This is a genomic window from Pelagerythrobacter aerophilus (assembly GCF_003581645.1).
Lineage (GTDB): Bacteria > Pseudomonadota > Alphaproteobacteria > Sphingomonadales > Sphingomonadaceae > Pelagerythrobacter > Pelagerythrobacter aerophilus.
The window spans coordinates 340,930-357,066 of the sequence record NZ_QXFK01000014.1; the positions used below are offsets into that span (position 1 = coordinate 340,930).

The window sequence follows — 16,137 nt, forward strand, 5'->3', positions numbered from 1 at the left end:
GAGAGATATGGCGCCGCCTTCGTCACGGCGCTCGAGCTATTCGCGCAGGGCGCAATACGGGGTTTTCACCGGCTACGTGATTGCCGGGGTCGGTGCGCTGATCGGCGCCATCCTGCTCGCTCTCTCGCTCTGGCGGCCCGCCAGCTTCAACGGCCCGCGCAGCGTTGCGCAGGACGCAGTGGCCCCCGCCGCAGAAGCCAGCGCGGAAGTTCGGGCCGAAAGCCAGAACCTGATCGAGGCAATTCGCGGCTATCTGCGCGCGGGAAGCCAGAATGCCGAGCTGAAGCAGGAGGTCGAACTCGCCCGCATCCGCCTCGCCGAAGCCGAGGCGATCAAGCGCGAGAACGAGCGTCTCAAGGCGCTGCTCGGCATCGAGCAGGAAGAAACGAAACCGGTTGCCGTGGCGCGGCTTATCGGATCGAGCTCCGCCAGTTCGCGGCGCTTCGCCTATCTCGGCGCCGGCAGTGTGGACGGAGTGAAGGTCGGCATGCCGGTGCGCAGCCCGCGCGGCGTGGTCGGCCGGGTCCTCGAAGTCGGGCGGCAGAGCTCGCGCGTGCTCCTCCTCACCGATAGCCAGAGTATCCTGCCCGTTCGGCTCGTCGACGACAATGTCGTCGCCTACGCCGAAGGCCGCGGCGATAGCATGCTGCGCATTCGCCTGATCAATCTCGGCATCAACCCGCTCAAGAAGGGCGATATCTTCGTGACCAGCGGCGCCGGAGGATATTACCGGCCAGGCACTGCGGTCGCCATCGTTGCCGAAAAGACCGAAGACGGCGCGCTCGCGCGGATCATCAGCGATCCTGCGGCCACCGATTATGTGGCCGTCGAGGAAATCTGGCAGCCCGAGGCTATCCGGGCCGCGGAGACCCCGATCGAGCAATCCGTCTCGGAAGCAGATAATACCTGATGGAACGGGCCGATCCGAGATCACGGCGGGACGCTTACGGTTCGCGGATCAATCGCGCGCATTCGCCGCTTCTCGCTTATACGGTCCCTTGGGCGACAATCCTGCTGGCCAGCCTGCTCCCCGTGTTTCCAATCGCAACGGCCGCACCGATCGTGCCGCCGGTTGGGCTGATGACGATGCTTGCCTGGCGGCTCGTGCGGCCCGGGCTGCTGCCAGTCTGGGCCGGCTTCCCGCTCGGCATGTTCAACGACCTCTTCAGCGGTCAGCCGTTCGGCAGCGGAATCCTGCTGTGGTCGCTGGCGATGATCGTGGTCGAGGCGATCGAAACCCGTTTTCCCTGGCGCAGTTTCGTTCAGGACTGGTTGATCGCCGTGGGTATAGTCACCTGCAGCATCGTCGCGGCAGCGTGCCTGTCGGGCGCCTCGCTGGGTCCGCCCCTCTTCGCCGCCCTCATGCCCCAGGTCTTGCTGTCGCTGATGCTCTATCCCATTATCGCGCGAATGATCTCCACCCTTGATCGGTTCAGGCTGCTGCGCGTTCGGATTCTCGGCTGATGTTCCGCAGGAAACCGCTGTTCCGCAAAGCTCCGCACGTCCAGATCACCTCCGCCACGCTCGATAACACGTACGACCGGCGCAGCTTCGTGGTGGCTGGTTTCGGTGCGAGCATCGGCCTGCTGCTGGCGGGCCGGATGAGCTATCTAGCGATTGCCGAGAACGAGAAGTACGAGACGGAGGCGGAAAGCAACCGCGTCAACCTGTCGCTGATCCCGCCTCGCCGCGGGTGGATCATCGATCGCAACGGTGCGCCGCTCGCATCCAACCGCGCCGACTTCCGTGTCGACGTGATACCGGAGCGGATGAACCACCCCGAGCAGCAGATGGCGGTTCTGCAGGAGGTGCTGAACCTCGACCAGGCCGCCATGGCCGACTTGCGCGAGCAGATCGAGCAGACACGGGGATTCCGGCCCGTCGAAGTTGCCAGCGGTCTTTCCTACGAACAATTCGCGGCCCTGAGCGTTCGCCTGCCCAACCTTCCGGGCGTGGTGCCTCAGCGCGGCTATTCGCGCTATTATCCCACCGGTCCCGCAGTCGGGCACCTGATCGGTTATGTCGGACCGGCCTCGGCCGAAGAGTACGAGAAGGACCGCAATCCGCTGCTGATCACGCCCGGGTACAAGATCGGCAAGGACGGGCTGGAAAAGCAGTTCGAACAGCGGCTCCGCGGTGTCCCCGGCGCGCGGCGCGTGGAGGTGACCGCCACCGGTCGCATCGTGCGCGATCTCGAAACGCGCGACGACATTCAGGGCAAGCCCATCAAACTGACCATCGACGGCCCGCTGCAGGACTATGCGGCGCGCCGCATCGGACTGGAATCCGGCTCCGTCGTGGTGATGGATTGCCGAACGGGCGACGTGCTGTGCATGGCCTCCATGCCCAGCTTCGACCCGAACAGCTTCTCCGACGGCATCGGCCGCGTCGAATATGCCATGCTGCGCGACGACGAGCGAGTTCCGCTGCGCAACAAGGTGCTGAAGGGACTCTACCCGCCCGGTTCGACCGTGAAGCCGATGGTGTCGATGGCGCTCTTGCGCGAGGGCGTCGATCCCGAAGAGACCGTCTATTGCGGGGGCGGTTTGCGGGTGGGCAACCGCGTGTTCCACTGCTGGCAGCGCCGCGGCCATGGCCAGGTGAACATGGCCAAGGGCATTTACCAGAGCTGCGACGTCTATTTCTACCACCTGGCGCAGCGCATCGGGATGGATCCGATCGCGGCGATGGCACACCGCTGCGGCATGGGGCAGGAATTCGACCTGCCGGTGCTCAGTCAGTTCTACGGCACGGTGCCGGATCCGGCATGGAAACTGGAGAAGTACGGCAGGGAGTGGCAGGCCTACGACACGGTCAATGCCACCATTGGCCAGGGCTACATGCTGGCGAACCCGCTCCAGCTCGCGGTCATGGCATCGCGCTTGGCGAGCGGGCGGCACGTCGAACCGCATCTGCTGTTCGGCGAGTCCAAAGGCCATTTTCCTCCGGCAGACTTCGCCCCGGAGCACGTTGCGCTGGTGCGCAAGGCGATGAGCGACGTGATCAACGGACCCGGCACTGCCGGCCGGGCGCGGTTGCCGCTCGATGACGTGCTTATGGCCGGCAAGACCGGCACCGCGCAGGTGGTGTCGCTTTCCCGGTCCGATGGCCGTTCGGGCCCATGGAAGTATCGCGATCACGGCCTGTTCATCTTTTTCGCGCCCTACGACAATCCCCGCTATGCCGGGGCTGTGGTAATCGAGCACGGCGGAGGTTCGAGCGCGGCCTACCCGATTGCGCGCGACGTGATGACGTTCCTGTTCGATCCGCGCAAAGGCGTGGAATCCCTGCATGCGCTGGAGAAGCAGTGGGGCGGCAATGCGCAGGAACGCCTTGCAGCCCGCTACGCGGCCTATGCCGCTCAGACGGGCGAGACGGTGCCGCCTGCTCCGCGGCGCGATGAGGAGATCTTCGCCCGTGTCGACGCGGAGGCGCGCGCCGCAGCGATGATCCCGGTGGCCGAGGCCACGGACGCGGCCGTCAATCGATCGGATCTGGCCGAATGAACTCGGTAATCCCTGCTCCCATCGCACGTCAGCCATGGGCAATGCTGCTTCCGCTTATCGCCCTGGTCGGCTTCGGCGCCATGGTGCTGTTCTCGGCAGCCGGGGGGAGTTGGGAGCCCTTCGCCACCTCGCATCTTCTACGCTTTCTCATCTTCCTCGTTATGGCCTGGGTCATGACGCTGTTCGGGCGCGAGTTCGTGCGTTTCGCAGCCTATCCGCTCTATGCCGTCCTCTTGATCCTTCTGGTGGCGGTGGAGGCGATCGGCTTCGTCGGCGGCGGCAGCCAGCGCTGGCTCGATCTCGGGGTGGTTCAACTTCAGCCTTCGGAGCTGATGAAGCCCGCAATCATCCTCGTCCTCGCCCGGTTCTACAGCGGTCTTCCTCCGAGCATGACCATGTCGTGGCGCGCGCTCGTACCTGCGGGCGTGCTGATCGCCATACCGATGGGGCTCGTTCTGCTGCAGCCGGATCTGGGCACCGCGTTGGCCATCGGCTTCGGCGGCGCCACGGTGATGTTTCTTGCAGGCCTGCCGCTGCGCTGGTTCATCACGGCCGGTATCGGCGCCCTGGTGGCGGCTCCCATCGCCTTTTTCTTCGGGCTGCATGACTATCAGCAACGCCGCGTGACGACGTTTCTCGATCCGGAGAGCGATCCGCTCGGCGCGGGCTACCACATCACGCAGTCGAAGATCGCGATCGGATCGGGCGGACTGTTCGGCAAGGGGTTCAACGAAGGTTCGCAGAGCCACCTCAACTACTTGCCCGAACCGCACACCGACTTCGTCTTTGCCACCATGGCGGAGGAATGGGGCCTCCTTGGCGGCCTCGCCGTGATCCTGATCTACGGCCTGATTATGCGCTGGGGCCTAAGCGTGGCGCGCAAGTCGCACGATCGCTTCGCCCGCCTGCTCGCGTCGGGTATGGTGGCGACGATGTTCTTCTACGTCGCGATCAACCTGATGATGGTGATGGGCCTCGCTCCGGTCGTCGGGATCCCCCTGCCTTTCATGAGCCATGGCGGATCGTCGATGATGACGAACATGATCTGCATCGGCACGCTCATGATGGTCAACCGCTGGAACAGCCGCGCTCCGCGCAGCCAATTGAGCTAGAGCGAAAATCGGCTCTTTTCATGCGCGCGGAGATCGCTATATGCAGCGCCTCCCGAGTCGGGCGGCAGCAGCCGGCCCGTCGGTCTGACGGGATGTGGACGCATAGCTCAGTTGGTAGAGCAGCTGACTCTTAATCAGCGGGTCCTAGGTTCGAGCCCTAGTGCGTCCACCACCTTTTCAGAGGCTTAGCTGCCTTTCCCCTTTCCTTCCGAGATTGATCGCTTCGCGTTCCAGCAGCGAACCGGAGACGGTATCGCCGTTGCACGTCCGCCCCAACATTTCTTGGGATAGGTTAGTCGTCGCCGATCCGGCAGAAGCGATGCGCGACCCGAAGGGCCCGTGCTCGCACAGGCTCTCACCTTCGAGCCCCGCCTTCGGGTGGGGCTTTCTTTTTGTCCCCTTCCCCTCCAGCGATCGCGTGGCTACGCCCGCGCTGGTTCATTGCCAGCGGAGAAAGACATGGCGCGCTTCCTGATCGTCGAAGCCCGGTTCTACGACCACCTCAACGACATGCTGATCGACGGCGCGCGGAGCGCGATCGAGGCGGCGGGGCACGAAGCGGAAGTGCTGACCGTCCCGGGCGCGCTGGAAATTCCCGGCGCAATCGCCCTCGCGGCGGAAAGCGGCCGCTATGACGGGTTTGTCGGCATCGGCGTAGTCATTCGCGGCGAGACCTACCATTTCGAGATCGTCGCGGGCGAGAGCGCGCGCGGGATCATGGCACTGACGATGGACGGAATCGCCATCGGCAACGGCATCCTGACGGTCGAGAACGAGCAGCAGGCCCTTGTCCGCGCGGACAAGAGGCAGAAGGACAAGGGCGGCGAAGCGGCGAAGGCCGCACTTGCGCTGCTCGCACTTCAGGAGAAGTTCGCGTGAGCGTGCATCCGGCTATCGGCGGCATTCCGTTGGTGCTGGGCGGGAACGTCTTTGGCTGGACCGCCTCGGACGACGAGAGCTTCGCCGTGCTTGATGCGTTCTACCAAGCCGGCGGTCGAATGATCGACACCGCAGACGTCTATTCCGCCTGGGTCGAGGGGCACAGGGGTGGCGAATCCGAACGGGTGATCGGCGCGTGGCTCGAATCGCGCGGCGTCCGCGGCGAGATGCTGATCCACACCAAGACCGGCATGCTGGGCGGCAAGGAGCTCTATGAGCCGGCGCGCGTGCTGCGCTCGCTCGATGCGTCGCTGGAACGGCTGCGGACCGATTATCTCGATCTTTACTACGCTCACAAGGATTATCCCGAGCTACCGGTGGAGCAGATCGTCGAAGCGTTCAACGGCACGATCGAGAGCGGGAAAGTGCGCGAGATCGGTGCCTCCAATTTCGATGCGGCGCGCCTCTCCGCCGCGGTCGAGGCCGCGGACGCGTCGGGCCGAGCGGCGTTCACCGTGCTGCAGAACGAATACAACCTCGTCTCCCGCGACAAGTACGATGAAGACCTGCAGGCGTTATGCACCGCACGGGGCATTGCCATGCTGCCGTTCTACGGTCTCGCTGCGGGCTATCTGAGCGGCAAGTACCGCACGCCTGAGGATTTCGAGCGAGGCGCGCGGTCGCGCAGTGTGAGAGCTTACGCCGAAAAAGGACGGCCAGTGCTCCGCGTCATGGACGAGATCGCTGCGGAAACCGGCGCCAGCCTGCCTGCGATCGCCCTCGCCTGGCTGGTCCGCCAGCCCGGCATTCCGGCGCCGATCGCAAGCGCACGCACGATCGAGCAGTTGCGCGATCTGCTCGAGTTCACCCGGGTGCAGCTAAGCGAGGATCAGGTCGCGCGACTGACGGAATCCTTCTCGAGCTAAGCTCAGGAACCTTCTCCCTGCCTGAGCGCTCGGGCTTGGATGAACGGCTCGCTCGAATGGATCGCCGCGATCGGCACAATGATCGCTGCCGGTTTGATCGCCGCCGACCTCGGCCGCAAGGCCACCGGATGGGGCTTCGTCCTGTTCTGCGCGGTCGCAGTGACCTGGATCGTCTCCGGCCTTACCAGCGACGCTCTGCCGATCGCCGCGATGAACGCGATCCTCCTGCTCATCAACCTCTGGGGTGTCTGGCAGTATCTTCTCAGCCCGAAGAACCGGAAGAAGATCGAAAAGCTTGAGGAGCTCGAAGAGCAAGCCGAGCGCGAGGCCGAAGCCGAAAACGGCTAGGCCGCGTCAGCCGCCCGATGCAAGCTTCCCGAAGCACCCCTCGCCCGCATAAAGCGCGCTGTCGCCGAGCTCTTCTTCGATGCGGATGAGCTGGTTGTACTTCGCGAGCCGGTCCGAGCGCGCGAGCGAGCCGGTTTTGATCTGCCCGCAGTTCGTGGCGACAGCGAGGTCGGCGATGGTCGCGTCTTCGGTCTCGCCCGAACGGTGGCTCATCACTGCGGTGTACCCGGCGCGGTTGGCAATATCGACCGCCTCCAGCGTCTCGGTCAGCGTGCCGATCTGATTGACCTTCACCAGCAGCGAGTTGGCGAGGCCTTTGCCGATACCCATGCGCAGCCGCTCGGGATTGGTCACGAACAGGTCGTCGCCGACGAGCTGGACTTTGTTGCCGACAAGCTCGGTCAGCGCCTTCCAGCCTTCGAAGTCGTCCTCGCTCATGCCGTCCTCGATCGAGCGGATCGGATAGTCGGCGCAGAGCTTCGCCAGGTACTCGGCCATTTCGTCAGGTGTGAGGGAAAGCTCCTCGCCCGCCAGATCGTAACGGCCGCTGGCGAAGAATTCGGTCGAAGCACAGTCGAGTGCGAGCGCGATGTCGCCGCCGGGCTTGAAACCGGCCCGCTCGATCGACTGCATGATGAAGTCGAGCGCGTCGCGGGTGCTCGCGAGATCGGGCGCGAAGCCGCCCTCATCGCCGACGGCAGTGGACAGGCCTTTCTCTGCCAGTCCCTTCTTGAGCGTGTGGAATACCTCCGCGCCCCAGCGCACGCCATCGGCGAGCGTTTCCGCACCCACCGGCATGATCATGAATTCCTGGATGTCGATCGGGTTGTCGGCATGCTCGCCGCCGTTGATGATATTCATCATCGGAACCGGCAGGACATGGGCGGAGACGCCGCCGATGTAGCTGTAGAGCGGCAGCCCGCGCGCATTCGCCGCCGCCTTCGCCACCGCCAGGCTGACGCCCAGAATCGCATTGGCGCCAAGACGCGCCTTGTTGGCAGTGCCATCCAGGGTGATCATCGCAAGGTCGATGTCGCGCTGATCTTCGGCATCGAGGCCGAGCAGCGCGTCCGTGATCTCGCCGTCGACCGCGTCGACTGCCTTGGTCACCCCTTTCCCGAGGTAGCGCGTCTTGTCGCCGTCTCGCAGTTCGACCGCTTCGTGCGCGCCGGTCGAGGCGCCCGACGGCACCGCCGCGCGGCCGAAGCTGCCGTCCTCGAGCAGCACGTCGACTTCAACCGTCGGATTGCCGCGGCTGTCGAGGATTTCGCGGCCGTGAAGGTCGATGATGGCGGTCATGCTGCGCTCCGGAGTTGCGTGGTGTTGTAATGGGCTATGACACTCCCATATCGGAAGCTAGGCGCCCTCTATGCGCCGGAACAATGCCACGCAAGTTACGTTGCGACACAGAACCTTGAAACCGCCGTCCGGCGGTGGTGGATAACGAACCAATTGAGGGCTAAGGAACGAGACATGGCTGACGCGACGACCTCCAGCACGAGCAAGAAGAAAACCACCAGGAAGACGGCGGCCAAGCCGGCCGCCCCGGCCACGGCAACCGCGGCGGCCGCGCCCGCAGGCGCCGGAACGACGACCGATCATCGCACGGAAGCGAAGTCACGCTTCAATTCCGCACTCGAGGAAGCCAAAGCCGGCGCTGCGGCGCTCAAGGCCGAAGCTGCCGACCGTGCCGTCGCTTACCGCGATCAGGCCAAGGGCCGTTCCGAGGACTGGGTGGAAGAGGCGAAAACCTATGGCCGGCAGGCCAAGGGCAAGAGCAAGGAACTCGCGACCGAAGGCAAGGCCAAGGCTAGCGAGGCGCTTTCCTCGCTCAGCAGGATGGTCTCGGAGAATGCCACTGCGATCGACGAGAAATTCGGCGCGCAGTACGGCGACTATGCGCGCAAGGCGTCCCGCAGCCTGGAGGAAGCCTCGGTCAAGCTCGACAGCAAGAGCGTCGACGATCTGAGCGAGGACGCGCGCGAGATGGTTCGCAAGAGCCCGGGGCTTGCGGTCGGCCTGGCCGCGGTCGCGGGTTTCATGCTGGCGCGGATGTTCCGCGGCAGCCGCGACTGATCTTCCGCACCCCGCGGTGGCATCCATGCAAGACGAGCCCCTGCCGTACGCGCAGGACGGCGACGAGGAACCCGGCGGAGAATCTCCCCGCTCGGGCTCTTCGTTGACCGACGATCTCGTGGCGCTGCTGGACGATGGGAAGACCTATCTGGAGGCTGAGAAAGCCTACCAGAAGAGCCGCGCGATCTATGCCGCGCACGAAGGCAAGAACGGCATCATCCACGGACTGGTCGCCTTCGCGCTCATCCACACAGCGTTGATCGGGCTTGTCGTCGGCGCGGTGATCGCGCTCGCGCCCATCCTGACCATCTGGGGTGCCACCGCGCTCGTTACGGGCGTGCTGCTGATCTCCGGGATCGTTCTCGCGCGCAAGGCGCTGGCCCATTTCAGGGATGCCGGCAACAGCTTCACGGACGATGGGCAATGAGCGATCCCCAGCGCAAGATGATCGAAGATCGCGCGTTGCGTGACGCGGCTTTTGCGCTGGTCAAGGCCGACATCGCTCATCTTCGCGTCGATCTCACCACCAAGGGCATCGGTGCGCGCTTCCTCGACCGGGTTGCCGAAGGGGCGAGCGACGTGCTCGACGAAGCCGCCGAAGTGGCCGGGAACAACCGCGGTGTGCTGTTCACGCTGCTCGCTGCAGTGGTGCTCTGGCTGACGCGCAACCCGCTCCTCGCACTGTTCGACGACGAGGACGGCGAGGACGAAGAATCCGAGGAACCCGAGCGCGATTGAGCCCGTTCGATCCAAGACAATCCATTCCAGCGGAGACGAACCGATGGCCGACAAGCAAAAACGCGAAGAACTGAAAAACCGGATCGAGGCGGGTCAGCAACGCCACGCTAACCGCACGGTCGGCGATTATGCACGCGAGGCGCGCGATACGGCGACCGCATTCGTTAAGGATCATCCTGTGGCGACGGTGGTCGGCGGGGTGGCGATCGGCGTGATCGTCGCCAGCATGGTTCCCGGACCGGGACGACGGATGCGCAAACAGGCGACTAGGCGCGGTTCTGCGCTCGCCGCGATGGCAGCCGAGATCGGTCTCGCCTACGGTGCCAGCCTTATCGACAGTCTGGGCACTGCCGCCCGTGCAAGCGGCGACCGGCTCGAGGATCTGGGCGACGCGATCGGCGACAGCGCGCACGATCTGCGCAGGCAGGCGAGCCTGCAAGGCAGCGCCGCCAGCGAAGGCGCGCGGCGTCTGACGCGCGAAGTGAGCAAGAAGACCGGCCGCAAGGTTCGCGATCTGCGAGCGCGAATGGCGCACTGATCGGGTCCTTCGGGTAACGCATGCGGCGCGGCGGGCTTGCCTGCCGCGCCGTTTGCTTTAATGCCCGCGCCGTCCTCCCCAAGACCCGAGATCAGATATGGAAGAAACCGAAGCCAAGCAGCGGCTGCACCTCGTAATGGGCGGCCGCGTCAAGGATCCGCGGAGCCTGGAGTTCCAGGACCCGGAAAGCATTCACGTGGTGGGTGTGTTCAGCGACTACGAAGACGCGGTCGAAGCCTGGCGCTCGAACGCCCAGCGTACGGTCGACGACGCGGAAATGAAGTACGTCGTCGTCCATCTTCACCGGCTGTTGACGCCGGAGGTGTGAGGCGGCTGCAGCCCCCGCTTGCGCGGGGGCTCAGCTTTGCACTCAGATGAATTCGATCTTGTCGACGAGGTAGAACTTGTCGCCCGAGGGAACGGTGACTTCGATCTCGTCACCCACGCTCTTGCCGATCAGCGCACGGCCAAGCGGCGAATTGTAGGATATCCGCCCCTTGTTCGCGTCGGCCTCCGTCTGACCGACGATCTGGTATTTCACCGGCTTGTCATTGTCGTCGAGCAGAGTGACGGTGGCGCCGAATACGATCTTGTCGCCCGACAGCGTCGAGGGATCGATGATCTGCGCGCGGCTGACCCGATCCTCGATATCCGCGATCTGCGCTTCGACCTGGCCCTGCCGCTCCTTCGCGGCATGATATTCGGCATTCTCCGAAAGGTCGCCGTGTGCGCGTGCTTCCTCGATCGCGTCGACGATCTTCGGACGTTCCGCACGCAGAGTCTTGAGATCGGCCGTCAGCCGCTCATAACCCTCCGCCAGCATCGGAACCTTTTCCATCGTAGCCATCGCGTCTTTCCTCCAGGCGGTCCCGCAACGGCAACTCGCCGTTCCGCTCCTCCCTCGGGAGGCGGCGATTGAACGGTGAATTGTCCGGAAGAGGGAACCGCAGTTGTTTCAGCTATAATAAGCTTGCAACGGGCGCACTTCAAGCTGGCTCGCCTTGACCGCCCGAATCGCCCTCGCCGCAGCGACCGAAGCCGCCGCGGTGGTGTAGTAGGGAATCTTCATTTCCAGTGCAGTGGCGCGGATCGATTTGGAGTCGATCAGGCTTTGCCAGCCCTCGGTGGTGTTGAAGACCAGCGCGATCTCCCCGTCGATCATCCGGTCGACGATGTGCGGCTGCCCCTGCGCGACTTTGTTGACACGCTCCACCGGCAGGCCATGCTCGGCCAGATAGGTCTGTGTGCCGGCGGTCGCGATCACTTTGAAACCCTGCTCGATCAGCGCCTGCACAGCAGGCAGGATCATCGCCTTATCGCTGTCCTTGACCGACACGAACATCACGCCGCCGTCCGGCAGCGCCACCCCTGCGCCGAGCTGCGACTTGAAGAAGGCGGCCGGGAAATCGCGATCGATTCCCATGACTTCGCCCGTCGATCGCATCTCCGGTGTCAACACCGGGTCTGCCCCCGGGAAACGAGTGAATGGGAACACCGCCTCCTTGACGGCCATGTAGTCGAGCTCGCGTCTGAACGAGGGGAAAGCCGAAAGCGGCTCGCCTGCCATCACCCGCGCGGCGATCTTGGCGACCGGCTGCCCGATCGCCTTGGCGACGAAAGGCACCGTACGGCTCGCACGCGGGTTGACCTCGATCAGATAGATCTCACCGTCCTTGACCGCGAACTGCACGTTCATCAGCCCGTGGACGCCCAGTGCGAGCGCGAGGGCTTCGGTCTGACGCTCCATTTCCTCGACGATCTCGACAGGCAGCGAATAGGGCGGCAGCGTGGAGGCGCTGTCGCCCGAGTGCACGCCGGCTTCCTCGATATGCTGCATCACGCCGGCGACACGCACTTCCTCGCCGTCGCAGAGCGCGTCGACGTCGCATTCGATCGCATCGCGCAAATACTGATCGACCAGCACCGGGCTGTCGCCCGAAACGTGCACGGCGGTGGCGATGTAGTTGTCGAGCTGGGCTTCGGAATCGACGATCTCCATCGCCCGCCCGCCGAGTACGTAGCTCGGGCGCAGGAGCACCGGATAGCCGATCCGCGCCGCGACCGCGGCGGCCTCGTCGCGGCTCTTCGCAATGCCGTTCATCGGCTGCTTGAGCTTGAGCTTGTTGACCAGCTTGGCGAAACGCTCCCGGTCTTCCGCCAGATCGATCGCGTCGGGGCTGGTGCCGAGGATCGGAATGCCCTCATCCTCCAGCGCCTGCGCCAGCTTGAGCGGAGTCTGCCCGCCGAACTGGACGATCACGCCGACGAGTTCGCCCGCCTGTTGCTCGACGCGCAGGATCTCCAGCACGTCCTCGGCGGTTAGCGGCTCGAAATAGAGGCGATCGGACGTGTCGTAGTCGGTGCTTACCGTTTCCGGGTTGCAGTTGACCATGATCGTCTCGAACCCGGCCTCGGCCAGCGCGAAGCAGGCGTGAACGCAGCAGTAATCGAACTCGATGCCCTGCCCGATCCGGTTCGGCCCGCCGCCGAGGATGACAATCTTGCGCCGGTCGCTCGGCATGGCCTCGTCCTGGGGCTCACCGAAGCTCGGCGCCTCATAAGTCGAGTACATGTAGGGGGTGACCGCCTCGAACTCCGCAGCACAGGAATCGATGCGTTTGAAGACGGGTTGCACGCCGAGCTTGCGGCGCAGCTTGCGCACCTCTTCCTCGCTCGTCGCGCCGGCCATCGCGCGCAGGGCATCGTGCAGCAGCCCTGAATTGCGCGCCTGGGTTTCCGCCAGCCCGCCGGCGACACCGACCGAACGCACCGCGAGCGTGGCGAGGCGGCGATCGGAAAAGCCCATCGCCTTCAAGCGCCGCAGTCCGGCTGCATCGTTCGGAAGGCCGTTCTCGCTCACCTCCCGTTCGGCCGCGACGATATCGGCGATCTGGCGCAGGAACCACGGATCGTAGCCGGTGATCGCGTGGATATCCTCGACCGTGAAGCCTTCGCGCATCGCCTGTGCGGTCTTGAGCAGACGGTCGTCGGTACGGCGACTGAGCGCGGTGGTGATCGCCTCGCGGCCCGCACCTTCCAATTCCAGAACGCGGTTGAACCCGTCGAGCCCTGTTTCGAGCCCGCGAAGCGCCTTCTGCACCGACTCCTGGAAGTTGCGGCCGATCGCCATGACCTCGCCAACCGATTTCATCGCGGTCGACAGCTCGGTCTTCGCGCCCTTGAACTTCTCGAACGCGAAGCGCGGGATCTTGGTGACGACGTAATCGATCGTTGGCTCGAAACTGGCCGGCGTCGCGCCGGTGATCTCGTTGGTGATCTCGTCGAGCGTATAGCCCACCGCGAGCTTGGCCGCGACGCGCGCAATTGGAAAGCCGGTCGCTTTCGAGGCAAGCGCAGACGAACGCGACACGCGCGGGTTCATCTCGATCACGATCAGGCGCCCGTCCTTCGGGTTGACCGCGAACTGGACGTTCGAGCCGCCGGTTTCAACACCGATCTCGCGCAGCACCGCGATGCTGGCGCTGCGCATGATCTGGTATTCCTTGTCGGTCAGCGTCAGCGCGGGGGCGACCGTGATCGAATCGCCCGTATGGACGCCCATCGGATCGATGTTCTCGATCGAGCAGATGATGATGGCGTTGTCGGCGCGGTCGCGCACGACTTCCATCTCATATTCCTTCCACCCGAGCAGCGATTCTTCGATCAGCACTTCGGTGGTCGGCGAGGCGTCGAGCCCCTCGCGCACGATCCGCTCGAACTCCGCCTTGTTGTAGGCGATGCCGCCGCCCGTACCGCCGAGTGTGAAGCTCGGACGAATGATCGCCGGCAGGCCGGTCGTCTCAAGAACTGCGAACGCCTCATCGAGCGTGTTGGCCACACCGCTGCGCGCAGATTCGAGCCCGATCTTGTCCATCGCCTCGCGGAAGCGCTGGCGATTCTCCGCCTTGTCGATCGCGTCGGCGTCGGCGCCAATCATCTGGACGCCGTACTTCTCCAGCGTGCCGTCGTTGAACAGCGCCAGCGCGCAGTTCAGCGCGGTCTGCCCGCCCATCGTGGGCAGCAGCGCGTCGGGCCGCTCCTTGGCGATGATCTTCTCGACGATCTTGGGCGTGATCGGCTCGACGTAAGTCGCGTCGGCGAACTCGGGATCGGTCATGATCGTCGCGGGATTGGAGTTGACGAGGACCACCCGGTAGCCCTCCTCCTTCAACGCCTTGATCGCCTGCGTGCCCGAATAATCGAACTCGCAGGCTTGACCGATAACGATCGGCCCGGCGCCGATAACGAGGATCGAGGAGATGTCAGTGCGTTTGGGCATTATTCGGCAAGTTCCTCGATGAGACGCGTCCAGTCCTCCAAACCTATCTGCGAAGTTTGAAATGCAAAGTCTGCGCGCACGCGAAACACATGATTAAAAGCAGGCTGCGGACTGACCTTGAATGCTGGCAACAAGTCTTTGGCATCTTCAATCGACATGCGCTTATGAGGACTTCCGAGTGGTGCAATCCGGAATGGTAAGACCCAGCGCTCTGGCCAGATATGGGTGATCTCCTGATCTGGATCGGGTTTCGACCGCACAATAAAGGGCACCGTCAGAGTGCGATCAGCACTGGAGTAGAGAATCCCTTGGGCGCCAACCGGCATCTTTGAAGCCTTAGTGATTCGTCCCTTTTCCTGAGGAGATCCCGCGTCAGAGGGAGCGACTGCCCATGTCTGTGCGCCCACGCCCGCCCAGATATTCGTGAGCGTGCTCGAAGCAAACACGTAGATGTCCATTCTACTCACGCCAACATCCCCACGAACTTCTCGAACAGGTAAAAGCTATCCTGCGGCCCCGGGCTCGCCTCGGGGTGATATTGCACGCCGAACGCCTTCTTCCCGCGGATCGCGATGCCGCAGTTGGAGCCGTCGAACAGGGAGACATGGGTTTCCTCGACGCCCTCTGGCAGCGTCGCATTATCGACCGCGAAGCCGTGGTTCATGCTGGTGATCTCGACCACGCCATCCTCCAGTCGCTTGACCGGGTGGTTCGCGCCGCGGTGGCCCTGGTGCATCTTGGCTGTCTTCGCGCCGGCCGCGAGGCCTAGCATCTGGTGGCCGAGGCAGATGCCGAAGATCGGCATGTCGCGCCCCAGCAGCGCCTTGATCGTCGGCACCGCGTACTCTCCGGTTGCGGCCGGATCGCCGGGGCCGTTGGAGAGGAACACGCCGTCGGGCTGAAGCGCGAGGATCTCGTCGAACGAAGTCTTCGCCGGAACCACAGTCACCCGCGCGCCGGCCTTCACCAGATTGCGGAAGATGTTGTCCTTGCTGCCGTAGTCGATGGCGACCACGTGCGGCTTCGCATCGCGCGATGCGCGGCCGTAGCCGGTGCCGAGGCGCCAGTAGCCCCCTTCCCAGCTTTCCTGCTTCTCGCGGCTGACGCGCTGGGCGAGGTCCATGCCCTCCAGCCCCGGCCATTCCTGCGCACGCTTGAGCAGCGCGGGAATGTCGAACTTACCCTCCGGGTCGTGCGCGATCACCGCATTGGGCGCACCGTTGAGGCGGATGCGGCGAGTGAGCGCACGGGTATCGACGCCTGAGAGGCCGATCTTCCCCATCGCAGCAAGCCACTCGCCGAACTGCTCACGCGCGCGGAAGCTCGAATGCGGCGTGACCTCTTCGCGCACCACGCAGCCGACAGCGCCTTCCACCTTCGACTCGATGTCTTCGGGATTCGCGCCGACGTTGCCGATGTGCGGGAACGTGAAGGTGACGATCTGCCCGGCGTAAGACGGATCGGTCATCACCTCCTGATAGCCGGTCATCGCGGTGTTGAAGCACACTTCGCCGACGGCACTGCCAGCAACGCCGAAGCCCCGGCCCCAGATGACCGTTCCGTCGGCCAGCACGAGGACTCCCGTCGCGCCGCTGGGTTGCGCGCGAGAGTTTGCGGGGTCTGCCATGTGGCGCTCCGAGTCAGGTGTTTCCGGCGATGTCGCTAAGTCGTTGCCGCTAGGCCCCGGTGGCGTGCCCGTCAACCTGTCCAATTGCGATTTATCGGGTTAAATGCC

17 protein-coding genes and 1 tRNA gene are annotated in these 16,137 nt (G+C 64.3%); 13 read left to right on the forward strand and 5 right to left on the reverse strand.

Annotated features, from left to right (window positions below; genetic code table 11):
- Window positions 1-7: 7 nt before the first annotated feature.
- The 8 genes from mreC (at window position 8) to D2V04_RS05525 (ending at window position 6,771) form a co-directional block, all read left to right on the forward strand.
- Complete coding sequence (gene mreC / locus D2V04_RS05490; RefSeq protein WP_119512276.1) at window positions 8-910, forward strand: rod shape-determining protein MreC; 903 nt, start codon at window positions 8-10, stop codon at window positions 908-910.
- A complete protein-coding gene (gene mreD / locus D2V04_RS05495; RefSeq protein WP_119512277.1) occupies window positions 910-1,464 on the forward strand; it encodes a rod shape-determining protein MreD in 555 nt (184 codons plus the stop codon). The genes mreC and mreD overlap by 1 nt, the downstream gene beginning before the upstream one ends.
- Entirely contained in the window at window positions 1,464-3,506 is a 2,043-nt protein-coding gene (mrdA, locus tag D2V04_RS05500) for a penicillin-binding protein 2 (RefSeq protein WP_119512278.1), read from the forward strand. Before mreD ends, mrdA begins: the two co-directional genes overlap by 1 nt.
- Window positions 3,503-4,618, forward strand: a complete 1,116-nt coding sequence (gene rodA / locus D2V04_RS05505; RefSeq protein WP_119512279.1) for a rod shape-determining protein RodA — start codon at window positions 3,503-3,505, stop codon at window positions 4,616-4,618. Before mrdA ends, rodA begins: the two co-directional genes overlap by 4 nt.
- Window positions 4,619-4,714: 96 nt before the next feature.
- Window positions 4,715-4,790, forward strand: a tRNA-Lys gene (locus D2V04_RS05510).
- Between the two features lie 287 nt (window positions 4,791-5,077).
- A complete protein-coding gene (gene ribH, locus D2V04_RS05515) occupies window positions 5,078-5,497 on the forward strand; it encodes a 6,7-dimethyl-8-ribityllumazine synthase (protein ID WP_119512280.1) in 420 nt (139 codons plus the stop codon).
- Entirely contained in the window at window positions 5,494-6,423 is a 930-nt protein-coding gene (locus D2V04_RS05520; RefSeq protein ID WP_119512281.1) for an aldo/keto reductase, read from the forward strand. Before ribH ends, D2V04_RS05520 begins: the two co-directional genes overlap by 4 nt.
- A gap of 39 nt (window positions 6,424-6,462) precedes the next feature.
- Window positions 6,463-6,771 carry a hypothetical protein gene (locus tag D2V04_RS05525; RefSeq protein ID WP_119512282.1) on the forward strand — a complete coding sequence of 103 codons (309 nt, stop codon included), beginning with the start codon at window positions 6,463-6,465 and terminating at the stop codon, window positions 6,769-6,771.
- Window positions 6,772-6,777: 6 nt separating this feature from the next.
- Here the strand turns inward: D2V04_RS05525 and eno are convergent, their stop codons facing one another.
- Complete coding sequence (gene eno, locus D2V04_RS05530; RefSeq protein ID WP_119512283.1) at window positions 6,778-8,070, reverse strand: phosphopyruvate hydratase; 1,293 nt, start codon at window positions 8,068-8,070, stop codon at window positions 6,778-6,780.
- Between the two features lie 174 nt (window positions 8,071-8,244).
- Here eno and D2V04_RS05535 point away from each other — a divergent pair, with 174 nt between their 5' ends.
- The 5 genes from D2V04_RS05535 to D2V04_RS05555 all read left to right on the forward strand — a co-directional run bounded on the left by D2V04_RS05535 (window position 8,245) and on the right by D2V04_RS05555 (window position 10,451).
- Window positions 8,245-8,847 carry a hypothetical protein gene (locus D2V04_RS05535; protein ID WP_119512284.1) on the forward strand — a complete coding sequence of 201 codons (603 nt, stop codon included), beginning with the start codon at window positions 8,245-8,247 and terminating at the stop codon, window positions 8,845-8,847.
- Between the two features lie 25 nt (window positions 8,848-8,872).
- Window positions 8,873-9,274 (forward strand): phage holin family protein, encoded by a 402-nt coding sequence (locus D2V04_RS05540; RefSeq protein ID WP_119512285.1) that lies wholly within the window; start codon window positions 8,873-8,875, stop codon window positions 9,272-9,274.
- On the forward strand, window positions 9,271-9,585 hold the full coding sequence (locus tag D2V04_RS05545; protein WP_119512286.1) for a hypothetical protein: 315 nt from the start codon (window positions 9,271-9,273) through the stop codon (window positions 9,583-9,585). Before D2V04_RS05540 ends, D2V04_RS05545 begins: the two co-directional genes overlap by 4 nt.
- A gap of 43 nt (window positions 9,586-9,628) precedes the next feature.
- Window positions 9,629-10,123, forward strand: a complete 495-nt coding sequence (locus tag D2V04_RS05550) for a hypothetical protein (protein ID WP_119512287.1) — start codon at window positions 9,629-9,631, stop codon at window positions 10,121-10,123.
- A 97-nt stretch (window positions 10,124-10,220) separates the two neighbouring features.
- Entirely contained in the window at window positions 10,221-10,451 is a 231-nt protein-coding gene (locus D2V04_RS05555) for a DUF4170 domain-containing protein (protein ID WP_119512288.1), read from the forward strand.
- Window positions 10,452-10,493: 42 nt separating this feature from the next.
- Here D2V04_RS05555 and greA read toward each other — a convergent pair whose 3' ends face one another.
- From greA to carA, 4 genes are all read right to left on the reverse strand, one after another.
- On the reverse strand, window positions 10,494-10,970 hold the full coding sequence (gene greA / locus D2V04_RS05560) for a transcription elongation factor GreA (protein ID WP_119512289.1): 477 nt from the start codon (window positions 10,968-10,970) through the stop codon (window positions 10,494-10,496).
- Window positions 10,971-11,078: 108 nt separating this feature from the next.
- Window positions 11,079-14,402 carry a carbamoyl-phosphate synthase large subunit gene (gene carB / locus D2V04_RS05565; protein WP_119512290.1) on the reverse strand — a complete coding sequence of 1,108 codons (3,324 nt, stop codon included), beginning with the start codon at window positions 14,400-14,402 and terminating at the stop codon, window positions 11,079-11,081.
- On the reverse strand, window positions 14,402-14,860 hold the full coding sequence (locus D2V04_RS17740; RefSeq protein WP_147391774.1) for a hypothetical protein: 459 nt from the start codon (window positions 14,858-14,860) through the stop codon (window positions 14,402-14,404). The genes carB and D2V04_RS17740 overlap by 1 nt, the downstream gene beginning before the upstream one ends.
- A 5-nt stretch (window positions 14,861-14,865) precedes the next feature.
- The gene (carA, locus tag D2V04_RS05570; protein ID WP_119512291.1) at window positions 14,866-16,029 is read right to left on the reverse strand and encodes a glutamine-hydrolyzing carbamoyl-phosphate synthase small subunit; all 1,164 of its coding nucleotides are present in this window, start codon (window positions 16,027-16,029) and stop codon (window positions 14,866-14,868) included.
- Between the last annotated feature and the right edge of the window lie 108 nt (window positions 16,030-16,137).

Excerpts from the sequence above, each read along its gene's own strand:
- mreC (WP_119512276.1), top strand. The coding sequence starts at position 8 with ATGGCGCCGCCTTCGTCACGGCGCTCGAGCTATTCGCGCAGGGCGCAA.
- mreD (WP_119512277.1), top strand. The coding sequence starts at position 910 with ATGGAACGGGCCGATCCGAGATCACGGCGGGACGCTTACGGTTCGCGG.
- mrdA (WP_119512278.1), top strand. The coding sequence starts at position 1,464 with ATGTTCCGCAGGAAACCGCTGTTCCGCAAAGCTCCGCACGTCCAGATC.
- rodA (WP_119512279.1), top strand. The coding sequence starts at position 3,503 with ATGAACTCGGTAATCCCTGCTCCCATCGCACGTCAGCCATGGGCAATG.
- ribH (WP_119512280.1), top strand. The coding sequence starts at position 5,078 with ATGGCGCGCTTCCTGATCGTCGAAGCCCGGTTCTACGACCACCTCAAC.
- D2V04_RS05525 (WP_119512282.1), top strand. The coding sequence starts at position 6,463 with ATGAACGGCTCGCTCGAATGGATCGCCGCGATCGGCACAATGATCGCT.
- eno (WP_119512283.1), bottom strand. The coding sequence starts at position 8,070 with ATGACCGCCATCATCGACCTTCACGGCCGCGAAATCCTCGACAGCCGC.
- D2V04_RS05535 (WP_119512284.1), top strand. The coding sequence starts at position 8,245 with ATGGCTGACGCGACGACCTCCAGCACGAGCAAGAAGAAAACCACCAGG.
- D2V04_RS05540 (WP_119512285.1), top strand. The coding sequence starts at position 8,873 with ATGCAAGACGAGCCCCTGCCGTACGCGCAGGACGGCGACGAGGAACCC.
- D2V04_RS05545 (WP_119512286.1), top strand. The coding sequence starts at position 9,271 with ATGAGCGATCCCCAGCGCAAGATGATCGAAGATCGCGCGTTGCGTGAC.
- D2V04_RS05550 (WP_119512287.1), top strand. The coding sequence starts at position 9,629 with ATGGCCGACAAGCAAAAACGCGAAGAACTGAAAAACCGGATCGAGGCG.
- D2V04_RS05555 (WP_119512288.1), top strand. The coding sequence starts at position 10,221 with ATGGAAGAAACCGAAGCCAAGCAGCGGCTGCACCTCGTAATGGGCGGC.
- greA (WP_119512289.1), bottom strand. The coding sequence starts at position 10,970 with ATGGCTACGATGGAAAAGGTTCCGATGCTGGCGGAGGGTTATGAGCGG.
- carB (WP_119512290.1), bottom strand. The coding sequence starts at position 14,402 with ATGCCCAAACGCACTGACATCTCCTCGATCCTCGTTATCGGCGCCGGG.
- D2V04_RS17740 (WP_147391774.1), bottom strand. The coding sequence starts at position 14,860 with ATGGACATCTACGTGTTTGCTTCGAGCACGCTCACGAATATCTGGGCG.
- carA (WP_119512291.1), bottom strand. The coding sequence starts at position 16,029 with ATGGCAGACCCCGCAAACTCTCGCGCGCAACCCAGCGGCGCGACGGGA.